At 72.3% G+C, this 18,446-nt stretch carries 16 protein-coding genes; 11 read left to right on the top strand and 5 right to left on the bottom strand.

The window, feature by feature from the left end:
* The coding region (locus ACFRMQ_RS21490) for a pseudouridine-5'-phosphate glycosidase (RefSeq protein ID WP_380732126.1) at positions 1-579 on the bottom strand (579 nt) is incomplete at its 3' end.
* 161 nt (positions 580-740) lie between these two features.
* Positions 741-1,115 (bottom strand): ectoine synthase, encoded by a 375-nt coding sequence (locus ACFRMQ_RS21485; protein WP_380732124.1) that lies wholly within the window; start codon positions 1,113-1,115, stop codon positions 741-743.
* Positions 1,116-1,971: 856 nt separating this feature from the next.
* Here ACFRMQ_RS21485 and ACFRMQ_RS21480 point away from each other — a divergent pair.
* The 7 genes from ACFRMQ_RS21480 to ACFRMQ_RS21450 all read left to right on the top strand — a co-directional run bounded on the left by ACFRMQ_RS21480 (position 1,972) and on the right by ACFRMQ_RS21450 (position 12,294).
* Positions 1,972-2,967, top strand: coding sequence for an isocitrate lyase/phosphoenolpyruvate mutase family protein (locus ACFRMQ_RS21480; RefSeq protein WP_380732123.1), 996 nt, complete (start codon positions 1,972-1,974; stop codon positions 2,965-2,967).
* Positions 2,964-4,112, top strand: a complete 1,149-nt coding sequence (aepY, locus tag ACFRMQ_RS21475) for a phosphonopyruvate decarboxylase (RefSeq protein ID WP_380732122.1) — start codon at positions 2,964-2,966, stop codon at positions 4,110-4,112. Before ACFRMQ_RS21480 ends, aepY begins: the two co-directional genes overlap by 4 nt.
* Positions 4,109-6,364 carry an FAD/NAD(P)-binding protein gene (locus tag ACFRMQ_RS21470; RefSeq protein ID WP_380732120.1) on the top strand — a complete coding sequence of 752 codons (2,256 nt, stop codon included), beginning with the start codon at positions 4,109-4,111 and terminating at the stop codon, positions 6,362-6,364. Before aepY ends, ACFRMQ_RS21470 begins: the two co-directional genes overlap by 4 nt.
* Positions 6,361-7,719 (top strand): DUF6002 family protein, encoded by a 1,359-nt coding sequence (locus tag ACFRMQ_RS21465; protein ID WP_380732119.1) that lies wholly within the window; start codon positions 6,361-6,363, stop codon positions 7,717-7,719. Before ACFRMQ_RS21470 ends, ACFRMQ_RS21465 begins: the two co-directional genes overlap by 4 nt.
* Before the next feature lie 5 nt (positions 7,720-7,724).
* Entirely contained in the window at positions 7,725-9,890 is a 2,166-nt protein-coding gene (locus ACFRMQ_RS21460; protein ID WP_380732118.1) for a molybdopterin-dependent oxidoreductase, read from the top strand.
* A complete protein-coding gene (locus tag ACFRMQ_RS21455; RefSeq protein ID WP_380732117.1) occupies positions 9,887-11,308 on the top strand; it encodes an MFS transporter in 1,422 nt (473 codons plus the stop codon). Before ACFRMQ_RS21460 ends, ACFRMQ_RS21455 begins: the two co-directional genes overlap by 4 nt.
* Positions 11,309-11,403: 95 nt before the next feature.
* Positions 11,404-12,294, top strand: a complete 891-nt coding sequence (locus ACFRMQ_RS21450; protein ID WP_380732116.1) for an LLM class flavin-dependent oxidoreductase — start codon at positions 11,404-11,406, stop codon at positions 12,292-12,294.
* A gap of 44 nt (positions 12,295-12,338) precedes the next feature.
* On the opposite strand, the gene ACFRMQ_RS21445 is transcribed toward ACFRMQ_RS21450, so the two are convergent.
* Both ACFRMQ_RS21445 and ACFRMQ_RS21440 read right to left on the bottom strand, forming a co-directional pair.
* Entirely contained in the window at positions 12,339-13,055 is a 717-nt protein-coding gene (locus ACFRMQ_RS21445; RefSeq protein WP_380732115.1) for a flavodoxin family protein, read from the bottom strand.
* Between the two features lie 102 nt (positions 13,056-13,157).
* The gene (locus ACFRMQ_RS21440) at positions 13,158-13,943 is read right to left on the bottom strand and encodes a class I SAM-dependent methyltransferase (protein ID WP_380732114.1); all 786 of its coding nucleotides are present in this window, start codon (positions 13,941-13,943) and stop codon (positions 13,158-13,160) included.
* Positions 13,944-14,212: 269 nt separating this feature from the next.
* Here ACFRMQ_RS21440 and ACFRMQ_RS21435 point away from each other — a divergent pair, with 269 nt between their 5' ends.
* The 3 genes from ACFRMQ_RS21435 (at position 14,213) to ACFRMQ_RS21425 (ending at position 17,174) form a co-directional block, all read left to right on the top strand.
* Positions 14,213-15,103, top strand: a complete 891-nt coding sequence (locus ACFRMQ_RS21435) for a transglutaminase-like domain-containing protein (protein WP_380732113.1) — start codon at positions 14,213-14,215, stop codon at positions 15,101-15,103.
* Between the two features lie 115 nt (positions 15,104-15,218).
* Complete coding sequence (locus ACFRMQ_RS21430; RefSeq protein ID WP_380732112.1) at positions 15,219-15,812, top strand: ArsR/SmtB family transcription factor; 594 nt, start codon at positions 15,219-15,221, stop codon at positions 15,810-15,812.
* A gap of 90 nt (positions 15,813-15,902) precedes the next feature.
* Positions 15,903-17,174 carry an MFS transporter gene (locus ACFRMQ_RS21425; RefSeq protein WP_380732111.1) on the top strand — a complete coding sequence of 424 codons (1,272 nt, stop codon included), beginning with the start codon at positions 15,903-15,905 and terminating at the stop codon, positions 17,172-17,174.
* 54 nt (positions 17,175-17,228) lie between these two features.
* Here the strand turns inward: ACFRMQ_RS21425 and ACFRMQ_RS21420 are convergent, their stop codons facing one another.
* On the bottom strand, positions 17,229-17,732 hold the full coding sequence (locus ACFRMQ_RS21420; protein ID WP_380732110.1) for a DinB family protein: 504 nt from the start codon (positions 17,730-17,732) through the stop codon (positions 17,229-17,231).
* 245 nt (positions 17,733-17,977) lie between these two features.
* Between ACFRMQ_RS21420 and ACFRMQ_RS21415 the strand changes: the two genes are divergently transcribed.
* The gene (locus ACFRMQ_RS21415; RefSeq protein ID WP_380732109.1) at positions 17,978-18,406 is read left to right on the top strand and encodes a PPOX class F420-dependent oxidoreductase; all 429 of its coding nucleotides are present in this window, start codon (positions 17,978-17,980) and stop codon (positions 18,404-18,406) included.
* Positions 18,407-18,446 lie beyond the last annotated feature (40 nt).

The raw sequence follows: 18,446 nt of genomic DNA, 5'->3' as shown, positions 1-18,446 counted from the left end.
GCAGCCGTAGCCGATCACGGGGATGCCCGCCGTCTCCAGCCACTCCAGGGTCCACGCGGGGTGCAGCATCGACTTGGCGCCGGCGCACACCACGGCGACCCGGCTGCGGGTGAACTGCACCAGATCGGCGGAGATGTCGAAGGAGTGCGGCGCGTCGCGGTGCACCCCGCCGATGCCCGCGACCGCGAACACCGGGATTCCGGCCAGTTCGGCCGCCACGAGGGAGGAGGACACGGTGGTGGCGCCGCGGCCGCCACGCGCCAGGGTGATGCCCATGTCCCGGGTGCTGACCTTGGACACGGCCGGGTCGGAGGCGAAGAGTTCGAGCTGTTCCTTGGTCATGCCCACGCGTATCCGGCCGTCGATCAGCGCGACCCGGGCGGGGACGGCGCCGGCCGCGCGGACCGCCGAGTCGATGCCGAGCGCCAGGTCGAGGTTGGCCGGGTAGGGCAATCCGTGTGGTATGGCCGAGGATTCGAGGGCGACGACCGGACGGCCCTCGTGCAGGGCCTCGCGCACCTCCTCGTCGATGTCCAGCACTGCAGGGTCGGCGGCGAGCGCCGCGATGGTGGCGTTCATGGGGACTCCTCAGTGATTCGGTGCGGGTGGCGGAACGGCTTCGACTGCGAGCGGACCGCCGGAGACGGTGCCGGTTCCTTCCGGGAACCGCGGGTACGGGCTGCGCGTGGACACCGGCCCGCTGTCCCGCGGCACGGCCGGTGCGGATGCTCGACGCCGGGTCAGGACCGGGAGTGGACGTCCTCGGAGAGGGTGTGCCGCTCCTTCCCGACGATCGACGGGTTGAAGACCGAGACCAGGTGCAGGTCCTCGTGGTCGGAGGCCACGAAGTGGTGCGGATCGCGCTCGTCGAGGATGTGGATGGCGCCGGGCGTGATCCTGTGGCGGGTGCCGTCCTTCTCGACGACCTCGCCGGAGCCCGCGACGCAGTAACAGGCCTCCGGGTGGTCGCGGTACCGCGGAGCGCTCGTGGTGCCCTGACGCACCAGGGTCACGGCGTAGGCGAAGCCCGTCCCCCCGGCCTCGACCAGGGCTCGGCGGCCGGTGCCGGTGCCCCACGCGGCGGGGACGGCGTCGTCGACGCTGCGGGAGAACACAGAGATGCTCCTTGGGGGTTGGCGAAGGACGACTGATGGTGCGTCATATGGCGAGGAGCTCGGGGAGATCCCCGCGAGCGCTGATCGCCACCCTCACTGTGTGGAGCGGGCCGGGGTCCCACAAGCGCCGTCCGAGATCCTCGTCAAGTCACGGACAGTCCGTCAGGTCGCACCGGGAGAAGCGGTATCCGAGGCACTTCGATGGTGGTCGACCCACCTCCCCGGGGCAGTTTTCACGCCATGCGGCTTCATCACCGCCGATCCCACGGCCGACCTCCTGTTCACGGAGAAGGTGAAGGAGATCGTCACCGCGAGGAACGCCACCCGACCCACGTGCGCTTACTGGCCAAGGGAGTCGAGGATCGCGTTTCCACCCCGCATGTCAGCCGCCGGCGGATCCCGGCAGAAGTGGAATGTCGGGATTCCATCGCACGCGGGGCGATCGCCGGGCGGCACGCCGGTTGATCGCACACGCACATCACGGCCCCGCAGGACATCCGCACGGCAACGCCGACGGATCCTCAAGCGACATCCTGAAGAAGAAAGGATGACATCTGCCTGAATGACTGACAGACAGTCAGTGACCAAGGGGCGCAAGCATGGCGACCCGCCCGCTACCAGGCAACATCTGAGCGAATTAGGAGTTGACGCGATCACAATCGGTCGGGAATGATCCACACGCCACTCCGACTCCCATCGACATCTTGTGCCTGTCCGTCAGGACTCGTTCGACGTATACGAGTTCACCCCTAGCGCACCGTTCGGCTGACCCGATGTCCGGACCAGGTTCCGCGTCGAGCGTCAGCGGGAGTCCCCCAGTACGTGCCCATTCGCATCTACGGAAGGAATTGGCCTGATGACTGCCGACCACAGCCCCCTGTCGGCCCCCGGCGAGCGTGAAGCAGGGCTCGACGCCGGGCCCGCCGCCCCGGTCTCCCCGGCCGCCTCCGCCGGGGCGAGCGCCTCGGCCGCGTTCCGAGCCCTGCTGGAGCGGCCCGGCCCCGTCCGGGCCGCGGGCGCGCACAATCCGCTCGGCGCCCGGCTGGCCCAGCGGGCGGGTTTCGACGCCGTCTGGTCGAGCGGCCTGGAGATCTCGGCCTCGCAGGGGCTCCCGGACGCCGACATCCTCACGATGACCGAACTGCTCGCGGTGGCCCAGTCGATGGCGGCGAGCATCCCCCTGCCGGTGATCGCCGACTGCGACGCGGGCTACGGGAACGCGAGCAACGTGATGCACATGGTCCGCCGCTACGAGGCCGCCGGAATCGCCGCGGTCTGCATGGAGGACAAGTGCTTCCCGAAGGTGAACAGCTTCATACCGGGTCGTCAGGAACTGCTCCCCGCAGAGGAGTTCTGCAACAAGATCGCGGCGGCGAAGAGCGCCCAGTCCCGTCCTGACCTGGTCGTGATCGCCCGGCTCGAAGCCCTGGTGGCCGGCTGGGACCTGGACGAGGCGCTCCGCCGCGGGGAGGCCTACGCCGAGGCCGGCGCGGACATGGTGCTGATCCACGCCAAGGGCAGTTCGCCGCAGCCCGTGCTCGACTTCCTCAAGCTGTGGCGGATGCCGCAGCCGGTGGCGGTCGTTCCGACGACGTACCACACGGTCACCGCCGACGAGTTGTCCGATGCCGGCGCCAAGCTGGTCATCTACGCCAACCACGGACTGCGCGCGGCGATCACCGCCATGAGCGCGGCCTTCGACACCATCCTGCGCGAGGGGCGCACCACCGGTATCGAGGACCAGATCTCTCCGCTCAGCACCGTCTTCGACCTGCAGGGCATGGGGCAGTTCCTGGCGGCGGAGGAGCGTTTCGTGCGCCGGCCGGCCCAGACCGCCGGGACCGTTCGGTGAGCGCGGACGTCCTCACCACACCCACCGTGCCCGGTCGGCCGCTCCCGGCCGCCGAGGTCGCACAGACCCTGCTGGACGCGGGCGTCGGCCCCTTCTACGGGGTTCCCTGCTCGTTCCTCGGGCCGCTGATCAGCGTCCTCGAGGAGCAGCACCCGGGTGAGTACTGGGCCGCCGGCAACGAGGGCGAGGCCGTGTCGCTGGCGGCCGGGGCCCGGCTGGCCGGCCGCAGGCCCGTGGTGATCCTGCAGAACTCGGGCCTCGGCAACACGGTCAACCCGCTCACCTCGCTCTGCCACACACTGCGGGTCCCGGTTCTGCTGCTGGTCACCTGGCGCGGACGCCCCGGGCAGCCGGACGAGCCGCAGCACCAGCTCATGGGGCGGATCACCCCCGAGCTGCTCGACGCGATGGAGACCCGGTGGGAGCTCTTCCCCACCGACCTCACGGAGCTGGCGGCGGCGCTGGAGCGGGCGGACGCGCACATGCGCGAGACCGGTCTGCCGTTCGCGTTCATCGTGCCGAAGGGGGCCCTGCTGCCCCACACCCCGGCCGAGGCCGAGGCGGCCCCGGCCGAGGGCCTGGCGCTGCGCAGCGAGGCGATCGCCGCGGTGGTCGGGGCCTGCGACCGGGACACGCTGCTGGTCGCGACCACCGGGAAGACCGGGCGGGAGCTGGAGCGGGACTGGGACCGGGACGGCAACCTCTACGTGGTCGGCTCGATGGGGTGCGCCTCCAGCATCGGCCTCGGCGTCGCCCTGAACGCCCCGGAGCGCTTCGTGACCGTGATCGACGGCGACGGCGCGGTGCTGATGCGGATGGAGGCGATGGCGAGCATCGGCCGCAGCACGGCGACCCGGTTCACGCACGTGGTGCTCGACAACGGCGCCTACGAGTCGACGGGCGGGCAGCCCACCTTCTCCGCCGGAGTGGACTTCGGCGCCGTGGCGGCCGCGTGCGGGTACCGGAGCCAGACACTGGTCGACGGGCTCGTGGAACTGGGCGAGGCGGTGCGCCGGGCACAGGCGGAGCCGGGGCCGCACTTCATCCGGGCCCTCATCCGATCGGGCTCCGACGCGGCGCTCGGCCGCCCGGCGCTGGCGCCGCCCGAGTCCGCCGCCCGCTTCGGTCGGGCGGCGCGGGCATGACGATCCCGGAACCGCGAGAAACGGGACGGTCCTCGGCGTTCGCGCTCGCCGTGGTGGGCGGCGGCCCGAGGGCGACGTACGCGCTCGAACGCCTCTCCGCGACCATCGGCCGACTGGACGGCCGACGGCTGGCGATCCATGTGTTCGAGCTGAGCGGGGAGTTCGGGTCGGGGCAGGTCTACAGCGTGAACCAGCCGCACACCAGTTACCTCAACCGGGCCGCCCACCAGGTCTCGTTCGCGGCCGACCCGACGGTGACCGGCGCGGACCCGGTCCGGGCTCCGCACGAGCGCCCGAACCTGCACGAATGGTGCCGGGCGCGGTTCGAGCGGACGGGCGATCCGGCGTTCGACCTGGGGCCGGCGGACTCACCGAGGCGGCGCCAGCACGGCCTGGCGCTGCGGGAGATGTTCGACACCTACGTCGCGGAGCTTCGCGCGGTGCCCGGCGTCACCGTCGAGCTGCACCCCGAGGAGGTCGTCGACCTGGCCCCGACCGCCGACGGCCGGATGGACGTGGTCTCGCCGGCGGGCGTGCGCTGCACCGCGGATCAGGTGCTGCTGGTCACCGGGCACTCCAGCAACGAGCACACGGGCGAGGCCGGCCCCGAGGCCTACCTCGACTTCTCCCAGCGCACGGGCGCGGTCTACGCGCCGAGCGCCTATCCGCTCCAGGAGCACCTCTCGGCCCGGATGCCCTCGGCCGAGTCCACGGTCGGCTGCGCGGGGCTCGGGCTCACCTCGATGGACCAGGTCCTGTACCTCACCGAGGGACGCGGCGGGAAGTTCCTCCCCGACGGTGACCGTCTGCGCTACGAGGCCTGCGGGACGGAGCCGGCCCAGGTCTACGCGTTCAGCCCCAGCGGGATGTTCCCCTACACCCGGGCGCTGAGCCGCAAGCGGAGCCCGCACCGGGGGCGGTTCCTGACGAAGGAGGCGGTCGACCGGGTCCGGGAGGCCTCCGGCCTGCGCGTCGCCGAGGGCGAACGCCGCCGTCTGGACTTCGAGGCGCACGTGATGCCGCTGATCGTCCTGGAGATGGCGTACGTGCACTACGGCACCCTGTTCGGGCCCGCCGTCGGAGAACTCGTGGCCGAGGGCGCGCGGGAGGACTACGAGCGCTTCCTGGCGGGGCCGGTCGGCCCCGCCGAGGACGGCGCCGAAGTGGAGCGCCTGGTCACCGGAGCCGAGGCGGTCGCCGCGGGCGTCGGCACGGCGCTGAGCGCCGTCCTCGCCGGCGAGCTGACGCTGGGCGAGGCCGATGGCACCGTACCGGGTCTGGACGCCCGGGCGGCGCTGGAACGCTGGTACACGGTGGTCTTCGGACCGCCGGCAGCCGCGGCGGCACTGGCCGCGGCGGAGGGCGGCCGACGCCCCCCGGTCCCCCGGGACTCCCCCTGGCGGCTGGACACCGATCCGGCCCTCAACCGGTTCGACTGGCAGACCCTGCTCCACCCCGTCCGTCCTCGGGCGGGCGCCGAGCCGGACGAGTTCCGCCAGGCGTACCTGGACTTCCTGGACCGCGATCTCGCCTGGGCCGAGCAGGGCAATCTCGACAATCCGCACAAGGCCGGCGTGGACGGCGTCTGGCGCGACCTGCGACCCGTGATCAGTCACGCGGTGGACGGCGGCGGGCTCAGCGCCGATTCGCACCGCCAGTTCCTGGACCGTCACCGCCGGTGGCAGAACAAGCTCGCCGGCGGCGCGGCGCCCGAGGTCATGAAGAAGATCCGCGCGCTGATCGCGCACGGGGCCCTGGACGTCTCGGCCGGGCCGGGCGCGACCGTGGAGCTCGACGAGGAGAACGGGACGTACCTCCTGCGCGGCGGGCGGACCTCCCTGCGGGCACCGCTCGACGTGCTTCTCGACGGGAAGGTCCATCCCTTCGACGCGGAACACGACGTCCGTCCGCTCTACCGGCGTCTGGTCGAGCGCAAGCTGGCCCGGCTCTGGCGCAACACGACACCCGGTCAGGAGACCTTCGTCCCCGGTTACCTGGACCTCGACCCCGGGTCACGCTCGATCGGGCAGGACGGTCGGCCCGTCGAGGGGATCACCGTGCTCGGGCCGGCGGCCGCCGCCCAGAGCACCTACCAGTTCAGGGCCATGCGCCCGGACCACAACGACGTCGTCATGAGGGAGATCGTCGTCTGGCTGGACGGCTTCTGGGACGCGCTCCACGGACCTCGCGCGCGCCAGGAGACACCGCCCGCCGACCACCGACCGGCCCCACGAGCGAAGAGGCAGCCGTGAACCGCATAGACAACGCCCTGGCGCACTACTACGACGTGCTGAAGCGTTCCATGAACGGGTACCGGCAGTCGGAGGACTTCGTCCCCTCGGAGCTGTTCCTGCCCGACTTCGACCTGCCCGTCCTCGACGCGACGATGGAGAAGTTCCTCCAGCCCTCCGGCATCGGCATCGCCGATCTCGGGGAGTACGGCGACTGCTCGCTGCGGCTGTTCAACCTGATCGGCAATCCCGCGACCCGGACCAGCAAGACCTTCGGTTCGATGATCAACGTCGCCCGCGCGGTCAACCACATCCGGACCACCGGCGAGCGGGTCCTCCTCATCTCGCCGTCGTCCGGCAACAAGGGGACGGCGCTGCGCAGCGCCGTGGAGCGGGCCGTCTCGGTCGGGCTGGTGCGCGACACCGAGCTGCAGGTCGCGACGGTCTCGCCCGAGGCCTCCCGGCACAAGCTGTGGGGCTCGGGGCTCAGCGAGGACGCCCGGCTGCGGGAGCTCAACCCGATGGCCGTGCTGGACGTCGAGGTCCCCATGCACGTGAAGCTGATGATCGCGGAGTTCATGCCGCGCTACTCCGAGGAGTTCCACTCGCAGCACGGGGTGCGGCTGTGGCACACCCTCGAACTGCGCAACTACATGATGGCGGACATGGTCCGGGCCCTGGTGGAGAACGACCTGATGCCCCGCACCGGCCGCCGCCGGGTGCACGCGCAGGCCGTGTCGAGCGCCATGGGCCTGCTGGGCCTGCGGCACGGCCGCAACGAACTGGCCGAGCTCGGCGTGGAGCTGCCGGCACTCGAACTGATGCTGGTCCAGCACCTGGGCGCGCCGGACATGGTGCTCAGCCTCTACCACGACTCCTTCGACATGGACCTGGTCCCGGCCTACCGGCAACGGGAGTCCGACGGCATCTACGTCCAGGACCAGGACCCGCACTTCCCCTTCACCACGTTCGATCCCGCCGAGCACCTCGACGCGACCTTCTACTCGCGGACCCCGGCCTCGACGGCCCAGATCAACCCGCTGATCCGGGAGAACGGCGGCGCCGGGATCGTCGTGTCGCTCCACGAGTGCCTCCGGCGCTACAACGAGATCCGTGACCTGCTCGGCGTGACCGGCGGCGTCGAGCTGCCCTCCGATCCGCGCAAGCTGCGCGAGTGGAGCCTGGTGATGGCCCTGACCGGGGTGCTCAACGGAATCGACCGCGGGCTGGTCGGCGACCGCGACATCCTCGTCAACGCCACCGGGAGCTACACCGAGGACGACTACACGCCGCTGAGGTCCGAGCACAGCGTCCCGATCGACGGCATCGAGGGCTTCTACCAGGTGGTGCGCCGAGCGGCCGAAGCCGGCCGGTGAGCTCCGTGCCAGGACGACGCACCGGACGGACGGCCGCCACCGGGAGCGGTGCCCCCGAACGGGTTCCGGGTGCCTGCCCGCTGGACTGCCCGGACGGCTGCAGCTGGACGGTCACCGTCCAGGACGGCGTCGCCGTGCGGCTCGAAGGGCGCCGGGACCACCCGTTCACACAGGGCACGCTCTGCGTGAAGGTGAACCAGTACCTGGAGCACACCGCGGCGCCGGACCGGCTGCTCCATCCGCTGCGACGGACCGGGCCCAAGGGCTCCGGCACGTTCGAACGCATCACCTGGGACCAGGCGCTCGACGAGATCGCCGAGCGCCTGGCGGCCGTCAGGGACACCTGGGGCGGGGAGGCGATCTGGCCGTACTGGGGCACCGGGAACCTCGGCCACCTCCAGGGCATGCGCGGCCCGGCCGGCGCACGGCTGTGGAACGTCCTGGGCGCGTCCGGTCACGACATGTCGATCTGTTCGGTCGCCGGCACCGAGGGCGTCCGGTTCGCCACCGGCACCAAGCAGGGCATCGACCCGGAGTCGCTGGCGCACTCCCGGCTGATCCTGCTCTGGGGCGTCAACACCCTCACCACGGGCCACCACCTGTGGCGCTTCGTCAGGCAGGCGCAGGAGAACGGCGCCCATGTGGTCGCGATCGATCCGGTGCTGAGCCGGACGGCGAAGCAGGCCGACGAGCACTGCGCCCTCGTCCCCGGCACCGACGGCGCCCTGGTCCTGGGGCTGCTCCACGTCGTGCTCTCGCTCGGGGCGGAGGACCGCGACTACCTGGCCGAGCACACCCTGGGCTGGGATGAGTTCCGTGAGCGGATCCTGGCGTTCCCACCCGCCCGCGCGGCCGCCGTCACCGGCGTGCCCGAACAGCAGATCCGCGCCCTGGGCGAGCGGCTCGCCCGCACCCGGCCGACCGCGATCCGGGCCGGCATGGGGATGCAACGGCACGCGGGCGGCGGCGCCGCGCTGCGCCTGCTGGCCTGCCTGGCCGGGGTGACCGGCGACTGGAAGCACCTGGGCGGAGGCCTGTCGTACTCGACCGGCGGGTCCTTCGGCGGCGACCTCGCCGCGCTGCGCCGGGACGACCTGCGCCGGGCGCCCGTCCGCAGCCTGGCGATGACCCGCCTGTCCGAGGGCCTGCTCGCCCTGGACGACCCGCCGGTCAAGTGCCTGTTCGTCTACGGCGCGAACCCGGCGGCCAGCTCCCCCGACCAGAGCGGCGTGCTGCGCGGCCTGGCCCGCGAGGACCTCTTCACCGTCGTGATCGACCACTTCCCGACCGACACCGCGGACTACGCGGACATCGTGCTGCCCACCACCATGCAGACCGAGCACCTGGACGTGCACACCGGCTACGGCCACCTCTACCTCGGCTGGAACGAGCCGGCCGTGGCACCCGCCGGGGAGTGCCTGCCCGCCACCGAGATCTTCCGGCGCCTGGCACGGCGGATGGGACTGACCGAACCGAGCCTGTACGACTCCGACGACGAACTCGTGCGCCAACTGCTGGCCGGCGGTCACCCGTCACTGGACGGCATCACCGTGGAACGGCTGCGCACCGAGGGCTGGCTGCGCCTGAACCATCCGGCGGACCAGATCCTCTTCCGGGACGGCTTCCCCACGCCCTCGGGGCGCCTGGAGTTCGTGTCCGCCGCGGCCGAGGCGGCGGGCCTGGACCGGGTGGCGGGCTTCACCCCCGCGCGGGAGGTGGACGATCCGGAGCTGGCCCGGCGGTTCCCCCTGGTCCTGGTCGCGGCCGCCTCCCACTACTTCATGAACACGATCTTCGCCAACCGGCCCGCGCTGGCCAAGCGCGCCGGGCGGCCGACGGTGGCCGTGCACCCCGAGGACGCCGCGAGACGCGGCCTGACCGACGGACGGACGGCCCGGATCTTCAACGACCGCGGCTCGTTCGAGGCCCTGGTCAGGGTCAGCGACACGGTGCGCCCCGGCGTCGCCGCGACCACGAAGGGACACTGGTCGAAGCTGACCGGCGGAGCGGGCGTCAACACCACGGTGGACGAACGCGACGCCGACCTGGGCCGGGGGGCCGTCTTCCACGACAACCGGGTCCAGATCGAGGCCGCCGGCCCCACCCGAGCCACCGGAACCACCAGCGCTCCGCGCGCCGACCAGAACGACGAAGGGTTGAATCGAACATGATCAGCGGATCCCTCGGTCAGAAGGCAGACACACCGACCGAGCCCGCGAAGCCGGGTCCTGGTGCGGGGAGCCGGACCGGAGTCGTCATCCTCGCGTCCTGTCTGGGCTTCTTCCTCATCAACCTCGACGCGACGATCGTGAACGTGGCGCTGCCGGACATCGGGCTGCGCCTGCACGCGAGCCTGTCCGACCTGCAGTGGGTGGTGGCCGGCTACACCCTGGCCTTCGCCGGGCTGCTGCTGTCAGCGGGCACGATCTCCGACCGGATCGGAGCCACCCGGCTGTTCGGCTACGGCCTGCTGGGCTTCTCGATCGCCTCGGCCGCCTGCGGATTCGCACCGGACGTCGCGCTCCTGATCGTCGCACGGGTCCTCCAGGGCGCGGCCGCCGCGGCCGTGCTGCCCTCCTCCCTCGCCCTGCTGCGCCAGTTGCTGCCGGACCCGGCCGCCCGCGCCAAGGCGATCGCGATCTGGGCGGCGGGCGGCGGAGCGGCCCTCTCGGCCGGCCCGATCGCCGGCGGGTTCCTGACCTCCTGGCTCGGCTGGCAGGCCATCTTCTTCGTCAACGTCCCGTTCGGCCTGCTCACCGTGGCCGGCCTCTCCCGGGCCCCCCGCTCGGTCCCGCGGCGCACCTCCTTCGACCTGGCCGGGCAGGTCGCGGCGATCGCCGCGCTCACCGGGTTCACCTTCGCCATGATCGAGATCGCACCCAGGGGCGTACGGTCGCCCATGGTGCTCGTTCCGCTGCTCGTCTCGGTCGCCGCGCTGTTCTGGTTCCTGCGGGTCGAGTCGACCGTCCGCGCCCCCATGGTCGACCTGCGGGAACTGCGGTCGCGGGTGTTCGTCTCCTGCCTGGCGACCGGGTTCGCGCTGAACTTCTCCTTCTACGGCATCCTGTTCGCCTTCTCGCTCGTCTTCCAGCAGGATCACGGCTGGTCCCCCATCAGGACCGGGCTCTCGTTCCTGCCGATGACGGTCCTCGTCCTGATCTCGAACATCCTCGCCGGCAAGCTCACCCGGCTGGTCGGACCGCGCTACCCCATGGCAGGCGCGCAACTCCTGTCCGCCTGCGGCTTCATGGGCATCCTGGCGATCGGCTCGCACGGACCGACCTGGCTCCTGCTGCTGGCCACGCTCCCGATCGGCATCGGCGGCGGTCTCGCCTCCCCGCCGATGATGACGGCCCTGCTCGAATCGGTCCCCGCCGAACGGGCGGGTGTGGTGTCGGGTCTACTCAGCTCGTGCAGGCAGGCGGGCGGCGCGCTCGGCGTCACCCTCGTCGGCCTGCTGATCTCGACCACCGGTTTCGGCATGGCGACCGGCCTGCGGCTCTCGGCGGTGGCGGCGGGCGGACTGCTGATCGCGGCGGCCACGGTCTCGTTCCTGTGGATCCGGGGGGCCGGCACGGCTTCGAACTGATCGTCAGAGAACGATCCGCACCGGTGACACCCATCCTGATGGCCATGGAGAGCGTGCTCCATGGCGGCAACAGCCTCCCGTAAGGTCGATTTCCCATGCGTCTGAGTACAGTGATCATGCCGATCTACCGCTGGAGCGAAGGCCGGGAGATCTGGCGTCGCGCCGAGGATCTCGGTTTCCACACCGCCTACACCTACGACCACCTGTCCTGGCGGAGCATGCGGGACGCGCCGTGGTACGGGGCGGTACCGACGCTGGCCGCCGCGGCCTGCGCGACCGAGCGGATCCGGCTGGGCACGCTGGTGACCTCTCCGAACTTCCGGCATCCGGTGACGCTGGCGAAGGAACTGCTGACGGTCGACGACGTATCCGACGGGCGCCTGACGGTGGGGATCGGGGTGGGAGGGTCCGGGTTCGACGCGACCGCGCTGGGGCAGGAGGCCTGGACGCCGAAGGAGCGGGCGGACCGGTTCGACGAGTTCCTGCCGTTGCTGGACAAACTGCTGACCCAGGACGCGACCACCGAGCGGGGCGAGTACTACTCCGCCGTCGAGGCCCGCAACATCCCCGGCTGCGTGCAACAGCCCCGGGTCCCGTTCTACGTCGCGGCGACCGGGCCGCGCGGGATACGGCTGGCCGCCGAGTACGGCCAGGGCTGGATCACCTACGGCAGCCCGCGCGGCCAGGACAACACCCCCGTCGACCAGGCCCCCGACGTGATCGCGGCCCAGCTCGCCAAACTGCGCACCGCCTGCGAAGCCCGGGGGCGCGACTTCGCGTCGATCGACAAGGTGCTGATGGAGGGCTCCACCGTCGAGAAGCCCTTGGAGTCCCTCGACGCGTTCGTCGACTGGGCCGGGACCTACCAGCGGCTGGGCATCACCGAGATCGTCATCCACTGGCCCGTCCCCGGCTCCGTCTTCGAGGCCGACCTCGCGGTCTTCGAGAAGATCGCCGCCGAGGGGCCGGCCCAACTCGGCCACTGACGGGCCGGCCGCCCCGGCCGCCCCCTCCCGCTTCACGTCGGCTTTCAGCGGTGCTCGGGGTTCTCGAAGTCGAAGCGGCAGCCCGCGTCCCACTCGGAGCGCTGGTTGCCGTGGGCCGGGATGCCGCCGGCGTCCTTCAGCATGCGGGCCAGGTGGAGCTGGTTCCAGGTCATGAAGGTGGTGTTGCGGTTGGTGAAGTCGTTCTCCGGCCCGCCCGACCCCGGGTCGAGGTACGACGGCCCGGGGCCCGCCTCCCCCACCCAGCCCGCGTCGGCCTGCGGCGGGATGGCGTACCCGAGGTGCTGGAGGCTGTAGAGGACGTTCATCGCGCAGTGCTTCGCGCCGTCCTCGTTCCCGGTGATCAGACAGCCGCCGACCCTGCCGTAGTACGCGTACTGGCCATGGGAGTTGAGGATCGACGAGCAGGCGTAGAGCCGCTCGATCACCTTCTTCATCACCGACGAGTTGTCTCCCAGCCACACAGGTCCGGCGAGCGTGAGGATGTCGGCGGCCATCACCTGGGAGTAGATCACCGGCCACTCGTCGGTCTCCCAGCCGTGTTCGGTCATGTCCGGCCACACGCCGGTGGCGATGTCGAGGTCCACCGCGCGCAGGACGTCGACGGCGACGCCCTGGCGCTCCAGGATGCCGGTGCTGACGTCGATCAGGCCCTGGGTGTGGCTGCGCTCGGGCGAGCGCTTGAGGGTGCAGTTGATCACCACGGCGCGCAGGTCGCGGTAGGACGGGGTGCGGTCGGGCATGGCGGGGTCCTTGATCGAGGGCGGGGGTTCGCGAGGGGGCGAGGCCGAGGGGGCGGGGTTCGCGGGGGCGGGGCCGAGGGGGCGGGGCCGAGGGGTGCGGGTTCAGGGCCGGGTGGCGCGGCGGATGATGAGCATGTCCTGGGTGTGGCCGATGGCGTAGCCGCCGGCCGGGAGCGTGAAGTGCTCCCGGACGTAGGAGGTCAGGGCCGCCCGGGAGGGGCGGGAGTCGAGGGTGGCCAGGTCGGCGACGTTGACCATGAACTCCGCGACGTCCACCGCTTCGGCCAAGTCCGGTGTGTGGTAGTGGAGTTCGAGAGTCTCCAGGGCGTACTCGTGCTCCGGACGCCGCTCGCGCAGGCGGTCGGCGAGGGGGCCGAGGTCGTAGCGGACGCCGGTGAAGTGCGCGGCCATCCGCATGCAGGGGCTCTCCGGGTTCTGGAGGACGACCAGCAGGGTGCCGCCGGGGGCCGTCCAGTCCAGGGCGCGGCCCACGGTGTCGGGCCAGTCCGCCTGGGGCACGTAGTAGAGCACGTGGGAGAGGTGGACGAGGTCGGCGGGCTCGGGCGGGCGGACCCGGTCCAGGGGCTCCGGGAGGATCAGGGCGTCGGGGCAGGACGTGCCGAGCTTCTCGCGCATCGCCGCGCTGGGCTCCACCGCGATCGTGCGGTCGAAGGAACGGCCCAGGTAGGCGGTGGTGCGGCCGTCGCCCGCGCCGAGGTCCAGCAGGACCCGGCGGTGCGGCAGGGCGGCCGCGATCTCACCCAGCCGGGCGTGGGTGATCGGCTTCTCGTCCGTTCCGGCCAGGAACAGCTCGAACGCCCGGCGGTAGTCGGCGCTCGTCACGTCCAGCACCCGGACCGGGTCCGCGTCCTTCGTCTCCGTCTTCACAGGCGGGCTCCTCCTCTTGACGATGGGCCAGGTGGCGCCATTGCACCCCGTGGGCGCGGCGCGGGAGTGCAGGGACGTTCCTGCCCGCGCGCCGCCAGGGACCGCCGGCGGGCCGGTGCCGCAAGCCGGACCGCCCGCCGGACCGCCCCCATCCGCCGAACCGTCGCTTCCCGTCCGGCTCTTCTGGACAATCACCGCGAAAATTTGCCACGGTGAGGGCCAGCGGCCCAGCCATCGATCATGAGGCCGAATCCCCATGGGAGTTCCCCGTGCCCTCCACCGCCGTGCCCGCCTTCTACCTCGGGCAGAGCGCCTTCTCCGCCCCTGGCTCCCACCTCCCCCGCTATGCCGCCCTGCCCGGTGATCCGCGCCAACTGGCCCGGATGGCGCGGGACCTGGTCATCCACCGCCTCGAAGGGGGGCTGTTCCACCACGTCATTCCGGCGGACCGGCTCCACCACGACGCCGAGACGCGCTACCTCGACGACATCCTGCACCTGATCACCGAGCGCGACCCGGCCCCGCTCAACCACCGCCGCGCCCCCGCCGACCGTTTCGTCGGCGTCTGTCGCGACCTGGCCCTGCTGCACTGCTCCTTCCTGCGCCATGTCGGCGTCCCGGCCCGGCTGCGCTGCGGCTTCGCCGACTACCTGGGCCCGGACGGCTTCCACGCCGACCACGTGGTCACCGAGTACTGGCACGACCGGCGCGGCTGGCGGCTCGCCGACCCGCAGCTGGCCGACCCGAAGGTCGCCGCCGCCTGCCGGGTGGGCTTCGACCCGATGGACGTCCCGCGCGACCGCTTCCTGGTCGCCGGCCGGGCCTGGCGCACCATCCGCACCGGCGCGGCCGCCGCCGGCTCCTTCGGCGTCCACCCGCCCGAGCAGGGCCCGCTCAACGGCGAGTGGTTCGTCGCCCACTCCACCCGGCTCGACCTCGCCGCGCTGAACAAGGTCGAGACCCTCCTCTGGGACACCTGGGGCACCACCTCCACCAACACGCCCCACGCCCCGTACGACGAGGTCGCCCACCTGACCGTCGACACCGTCGACCTCTCCGCCGTCCGCCGCCTGTTCACCGAGCACGACGTGCTGCGCGTCCCGAAGACCGTCCTGTCCCTGGCCCCCTTCAACGGGCCCCGCGAGGTCACCCTGCGCTGACCTCGGCCCGCACGCCAGGGACCACGGCCCCGACGAACCCGACCTCTCGGCGAGCACGGCCGAGAAATCCGAAATTTTTATTGCGCAATTTTTCCTTCAGACCTATCGTCGACGCATGCCCGAGAAGCCCCGGTCCGACCGGATCACCGACCTGTCCCGCCTCAAGGCCTTCACCAACCCGCTGCGGATACAGCTCTACCGCCTGCTCTACGCCGCCGGCAGCGCGACCGCCTCGCAGCTCGCCGAACAGGTCGACCAGGCACCGTCCCTGGTCAGCTACCACCTGCGCAAGCTCGCCGAGCAGGGCTTCGTGACCGAGGCGAGCGGCCGGAGCGACGACGGCCGGCAGCGGTGGTGGCAGGTCGCCTCCGAGGAGGGCTGGGGCTTCCGCGAGTCCGAACTCACCGGCACGCCCGAGGGCGCGGCGGCCGTCGACGCCGTGACCAAGGGCCTGCTCGAATCCCGCGACGCCCAGTACCGCGGCTACCTCGGCCAGAGCGCCGCCTGGGGCAAGGAGTGGACCGACGCGGCCTTCACCTCGGAGTGGATGCTCGACCTCACGGCCGCCGAACTCGCCGAGATGGAGGAGGAGTTGCAGGCCGTCTCCCGGCGCTGGCGGGAACGCGGCAGGGCCGCCCGGACGGCCGGCGACACCACGGGCCGCGAGCACGTGACCGTCCACCTGTACGGCTTCCCGTTCCGCCCCTGATTCCCGCCTCCCCCGACCACCTCCACCGCCGACCACTTCCGCCCCTGACACCGGCACAGCCCGGGTCACCGACCGTCGGAGCTCCTCCCCATGGCCCTCGCGGAAGCACCACACCAACCCAACCGAGCCGCCTCCCCGCCCGCCCACCGCGACGGCAACGTGCTGCGCTGGCTCGCCGCCCACACCGCCTCCCTGATCGGCGACAGCGTCTACTTCGCCGCGCTCGCCTGGTCCGCCCAGCGCTCCGCCGGCCCCACCGAGGTCGGCCTGGTGATGGCCGCCGGCGCCGCCCCGCGGGCCCTGCTGATGCTCGGCGGCGGTGTCCTCGCCGACCGGCTCGATCCCCGCCGGGTGATCCTCGGCAGCGACACCGTGCGCTGCCTGCTCATCCTGGGCGTGGCCGCCGCCGTCGCGCTGACCACGCCCGCGCTCTGGCTCCTGGTGGCGGTCGCGCTCGTCTTCGGCGCCGTGGACGCCCTGTTCGTCCCCGCCGTGGGCGCCCTCCCGCCCCGGATCACCACCCCCGACCAGCTGGCCCGGGTCACCGGCCTGCGCTCGCTGTCGATGCGTCTCGGCCAGGTCGCCGGCCCGCCGCTCGGCGGCCTCGCGATGGCTCTCGGCGGCCCGGCCGCCGCCTTCGCCGTGGCGGGTCTGCTCTTCGCCCTCTCGCTGCCGCTCCTGCTCACGGTCCGGATCAGCCCTCTCGCACGGCCTTCGGACGACTCCGCGCCCCGGCCCGGTGGTGCGCGCGCCGAACTCCTCGACGGCCTGCGCTACATCCGCCGCCATCGCCTGATCGGCCCGCTGGTCGCCGCCGGAGCCGTCTGCGAACTCGGGCTCGCCGGCACCCTCAACGTCGGCATGGTGCTGCTCAACGCGGAGCGCGGCTGGGGCCCCTCCGGCTACGGCTGGATCGTCGGCTGCTTCGGGGCCGGAGCCGCCGCCAGTGCCGCGCTGCTGGCCGTGGCCGGCCGGCTCCCCCGGGCCGGGATGACCATGACCGGCAGTCTGCTGGCCGGCAGCGTCGGCGCGGCGGCCATGGCGCTGGTGCCGAGCCTGTGGGCCGCCACCGTTCTCGCCGCCCTGGTCGGCCTGAGCGCGGGCGTCTTCGGCAGCCTGGACGGCGCCCTGATCCAGACCGCCGCGGACCCCGCCTACCTGGGGCGGGTCACCTCCGTCGTGATGCTCACCATGCTCGGCTTCGCCCCGCTGAGCTACCCGCTGGTCGGCGCCGCCATCGGCGCCTGGGGCGCCGCCCCCGTCTTCGTGGCCTGCGGCGCCCTCTCCTGCCTCGGCGGCGCCCTCGCCTTCGCCTCCCCCGCCGTCCGCCACGCCGAACTCCCCCGGGCCGCCGCCCGCTGACGAAGCGCCAGCGCCGACCGGGGTCCGGGGCGACCCCGACCGGACCGGAGCCGGTCAGCTCCGGTCGTGGTCCCCGGTCCGGCCGTCGATCAGCTCCCGCAGGATGTCCATGTGCCCGGCGTGCCGCGCCGTCTCGGTGGTCATGTGGATCAGCACCCAGCGCAGCGAGACCTCGTGGCCCCACCAGGAGGTGCCGAGGTCGTCCAGCGCCAGCTCCCGGATCGTCTCGTCGGAGGCCGCCCGGGCCCGCGCGTAGAACGCCAGGACGTCCGCCGTCGACTCGTGCGGCTCGACCCGCAGGTCGGAGGAGTCGTCGGCGTCGATGTCGAACGGCAGCGGGCCCATCTCCCGGCCGAACGTCTGCCGGAACCAGCCGAGTTCGACACCGCCGAGGTGCTTCACCAGCCCCAGCAGGTTGGTCCCGGAGGGCGTCATCGGCCGCCGCAGCTGCTCGTCGTCCAGGCCTTGCACCTTCCACAGCACCGCGTCGCGGTGCCGCTCCAGCGCCACCCGAAGGCTTTCCTTCTCCTCACCCGTGTAGGGCACAGTTCTGCTCATGCGCGCGACCGTACCAGCCGGTACCGACAGCCGGGCCGGGCCGCCGACCGGGCCGGGCCGCCGACCGGGCCGGAGCCGCCGACCGGCCGACCGGCCGACCGGGCGTCAGGGGTGCGCGTTGGCCCCGGTACACGCCGCCCGCCCGTCGGTCACGCCGCCCGTCATGCCGTCATACAGACCCTCTCTTCCCCAACACGCCCTCCGGGCCTTGCCTTCACACCGATGTGAAGGCCGATGATGCCCCCATGACCACCACACCTTTCGACCCGTACGCGCTGCTGGAGAAGAGCCGCCTCGGCATCCTCGCCACCATCAAGGCGGACGGCCGGCCCCAGCTCTCCCCCGTCCTGCCGTTCTACGACCGGGAGGCGAACACCCTCCTGATCTCCACCCGGGACGGGCGGGCCAAGACCGCCAACCTCCGCCGGGACCCCAGGGTCAGCCTGGAGGTGACCGGACCGGACGGCCGCTCCTGGGCCACCGCGGAGGGCGTGGCCTCTCTGACCGGGCCGGGCACCGACCCCGAGGGGCCGGAGGTCGAGGCGCTGGTGGCCTACTACCGCCGAGCCGCCGGCGAGCACCCCGACTGGGCGGAGTACCGCCGGGTGATGGTCTCCGACCGCCGGGTGCTGCTCACCATCCCCGTCGACCACGTGTACGGCACCGGCATCTGACCGGCACCGGCCGCCCGGAAGCCGCGGGCCCGGCCACCGC

The organism is Kitasatospora sp. NPDC056783 (genome assembly GCF_042789895.1).
Taxonomy (GTDB): Bacteria; Actinomycetota; Actinomycetes; order Streptomycetales; family Streptomycetaceae; genus Kitasatospora.
This window is presented reverse-complemented; position numbering and strand designations above follow the sequence as displayed.

What these genes read in the sequence shown, in the direction of transcription:
- ACFRMQ_RS21480 (WP_380732123.1), top strand. Translation starts at nt 1,972, where the DNA reads ATGACTGCCGACCACAGCCCCCTGTCGGCCCCCGGCGAGCGTGAAGCA.
- ACFRMQ_RS21455 (WP_380732117.1), top strand. Translation starts at nt 9,887, where the DNA reads ATGATCAGCGGATCCCTCGGTCAGAAGGCAGACACACCGACCGAGCCC.
- ACFRMQ_RS21415 (WP_380732109.1), top strand. Translation starts at nt 17,978, where the DNA reads ATGACCACCACACCTTTCGACCCGTACGCGCTGCTGGAGAAGAGCCGC.
- ACFRMQ_RS21420 (WP_380732110.1), bottom strand. Translation starts at nt 17,732, where the DNA reads ATGAGCAGAACTGTGCCCTACACGGGTGAGGAGAAGGAAAGCCTTCGG.
- ACFRMQ_RS21450 (WP_380732116.1), top strand. Translation starts at nt 11,404, where the DNA reads ATGCGTCTGAGTACAGTGATCATGCCGATCTACCGCTGGAGCGAAGGC.
- ACFRMQ_RS21445 (WP_380732115.1), bottom strand. Translation starts at nt 13,055, where the DNA reads ATGCCCGACCGCACCCCGTCCTACCGCGACCTGCGCGCCGTGGTGATC.
- ACFRMQ_RS21425 (WP_380732111.1), top strand. Translation starts at nt 15,903, where the DNA reads ATGGCCCTCGCGGAAGCACCACACCAACCCAACCGAGCCGCCTCCCCG.
- ACFRMQ_RS21430 (WP_380732112.1), top strand. Translation starts at nt 15,219, where the DNA reads ATGCCCGAGAAGCCCCGGTCCGACCGGATCACCGACCTGTCCCGCCTC.
- ACFRMQ_RS21470 (WP_380732120.1), top strand. Translation starts at nt 4,109, where the DNA reads ATGACGATCCCGGAACCGCGAGAAACGGGACGGTCCTCGGCGTTCGCG.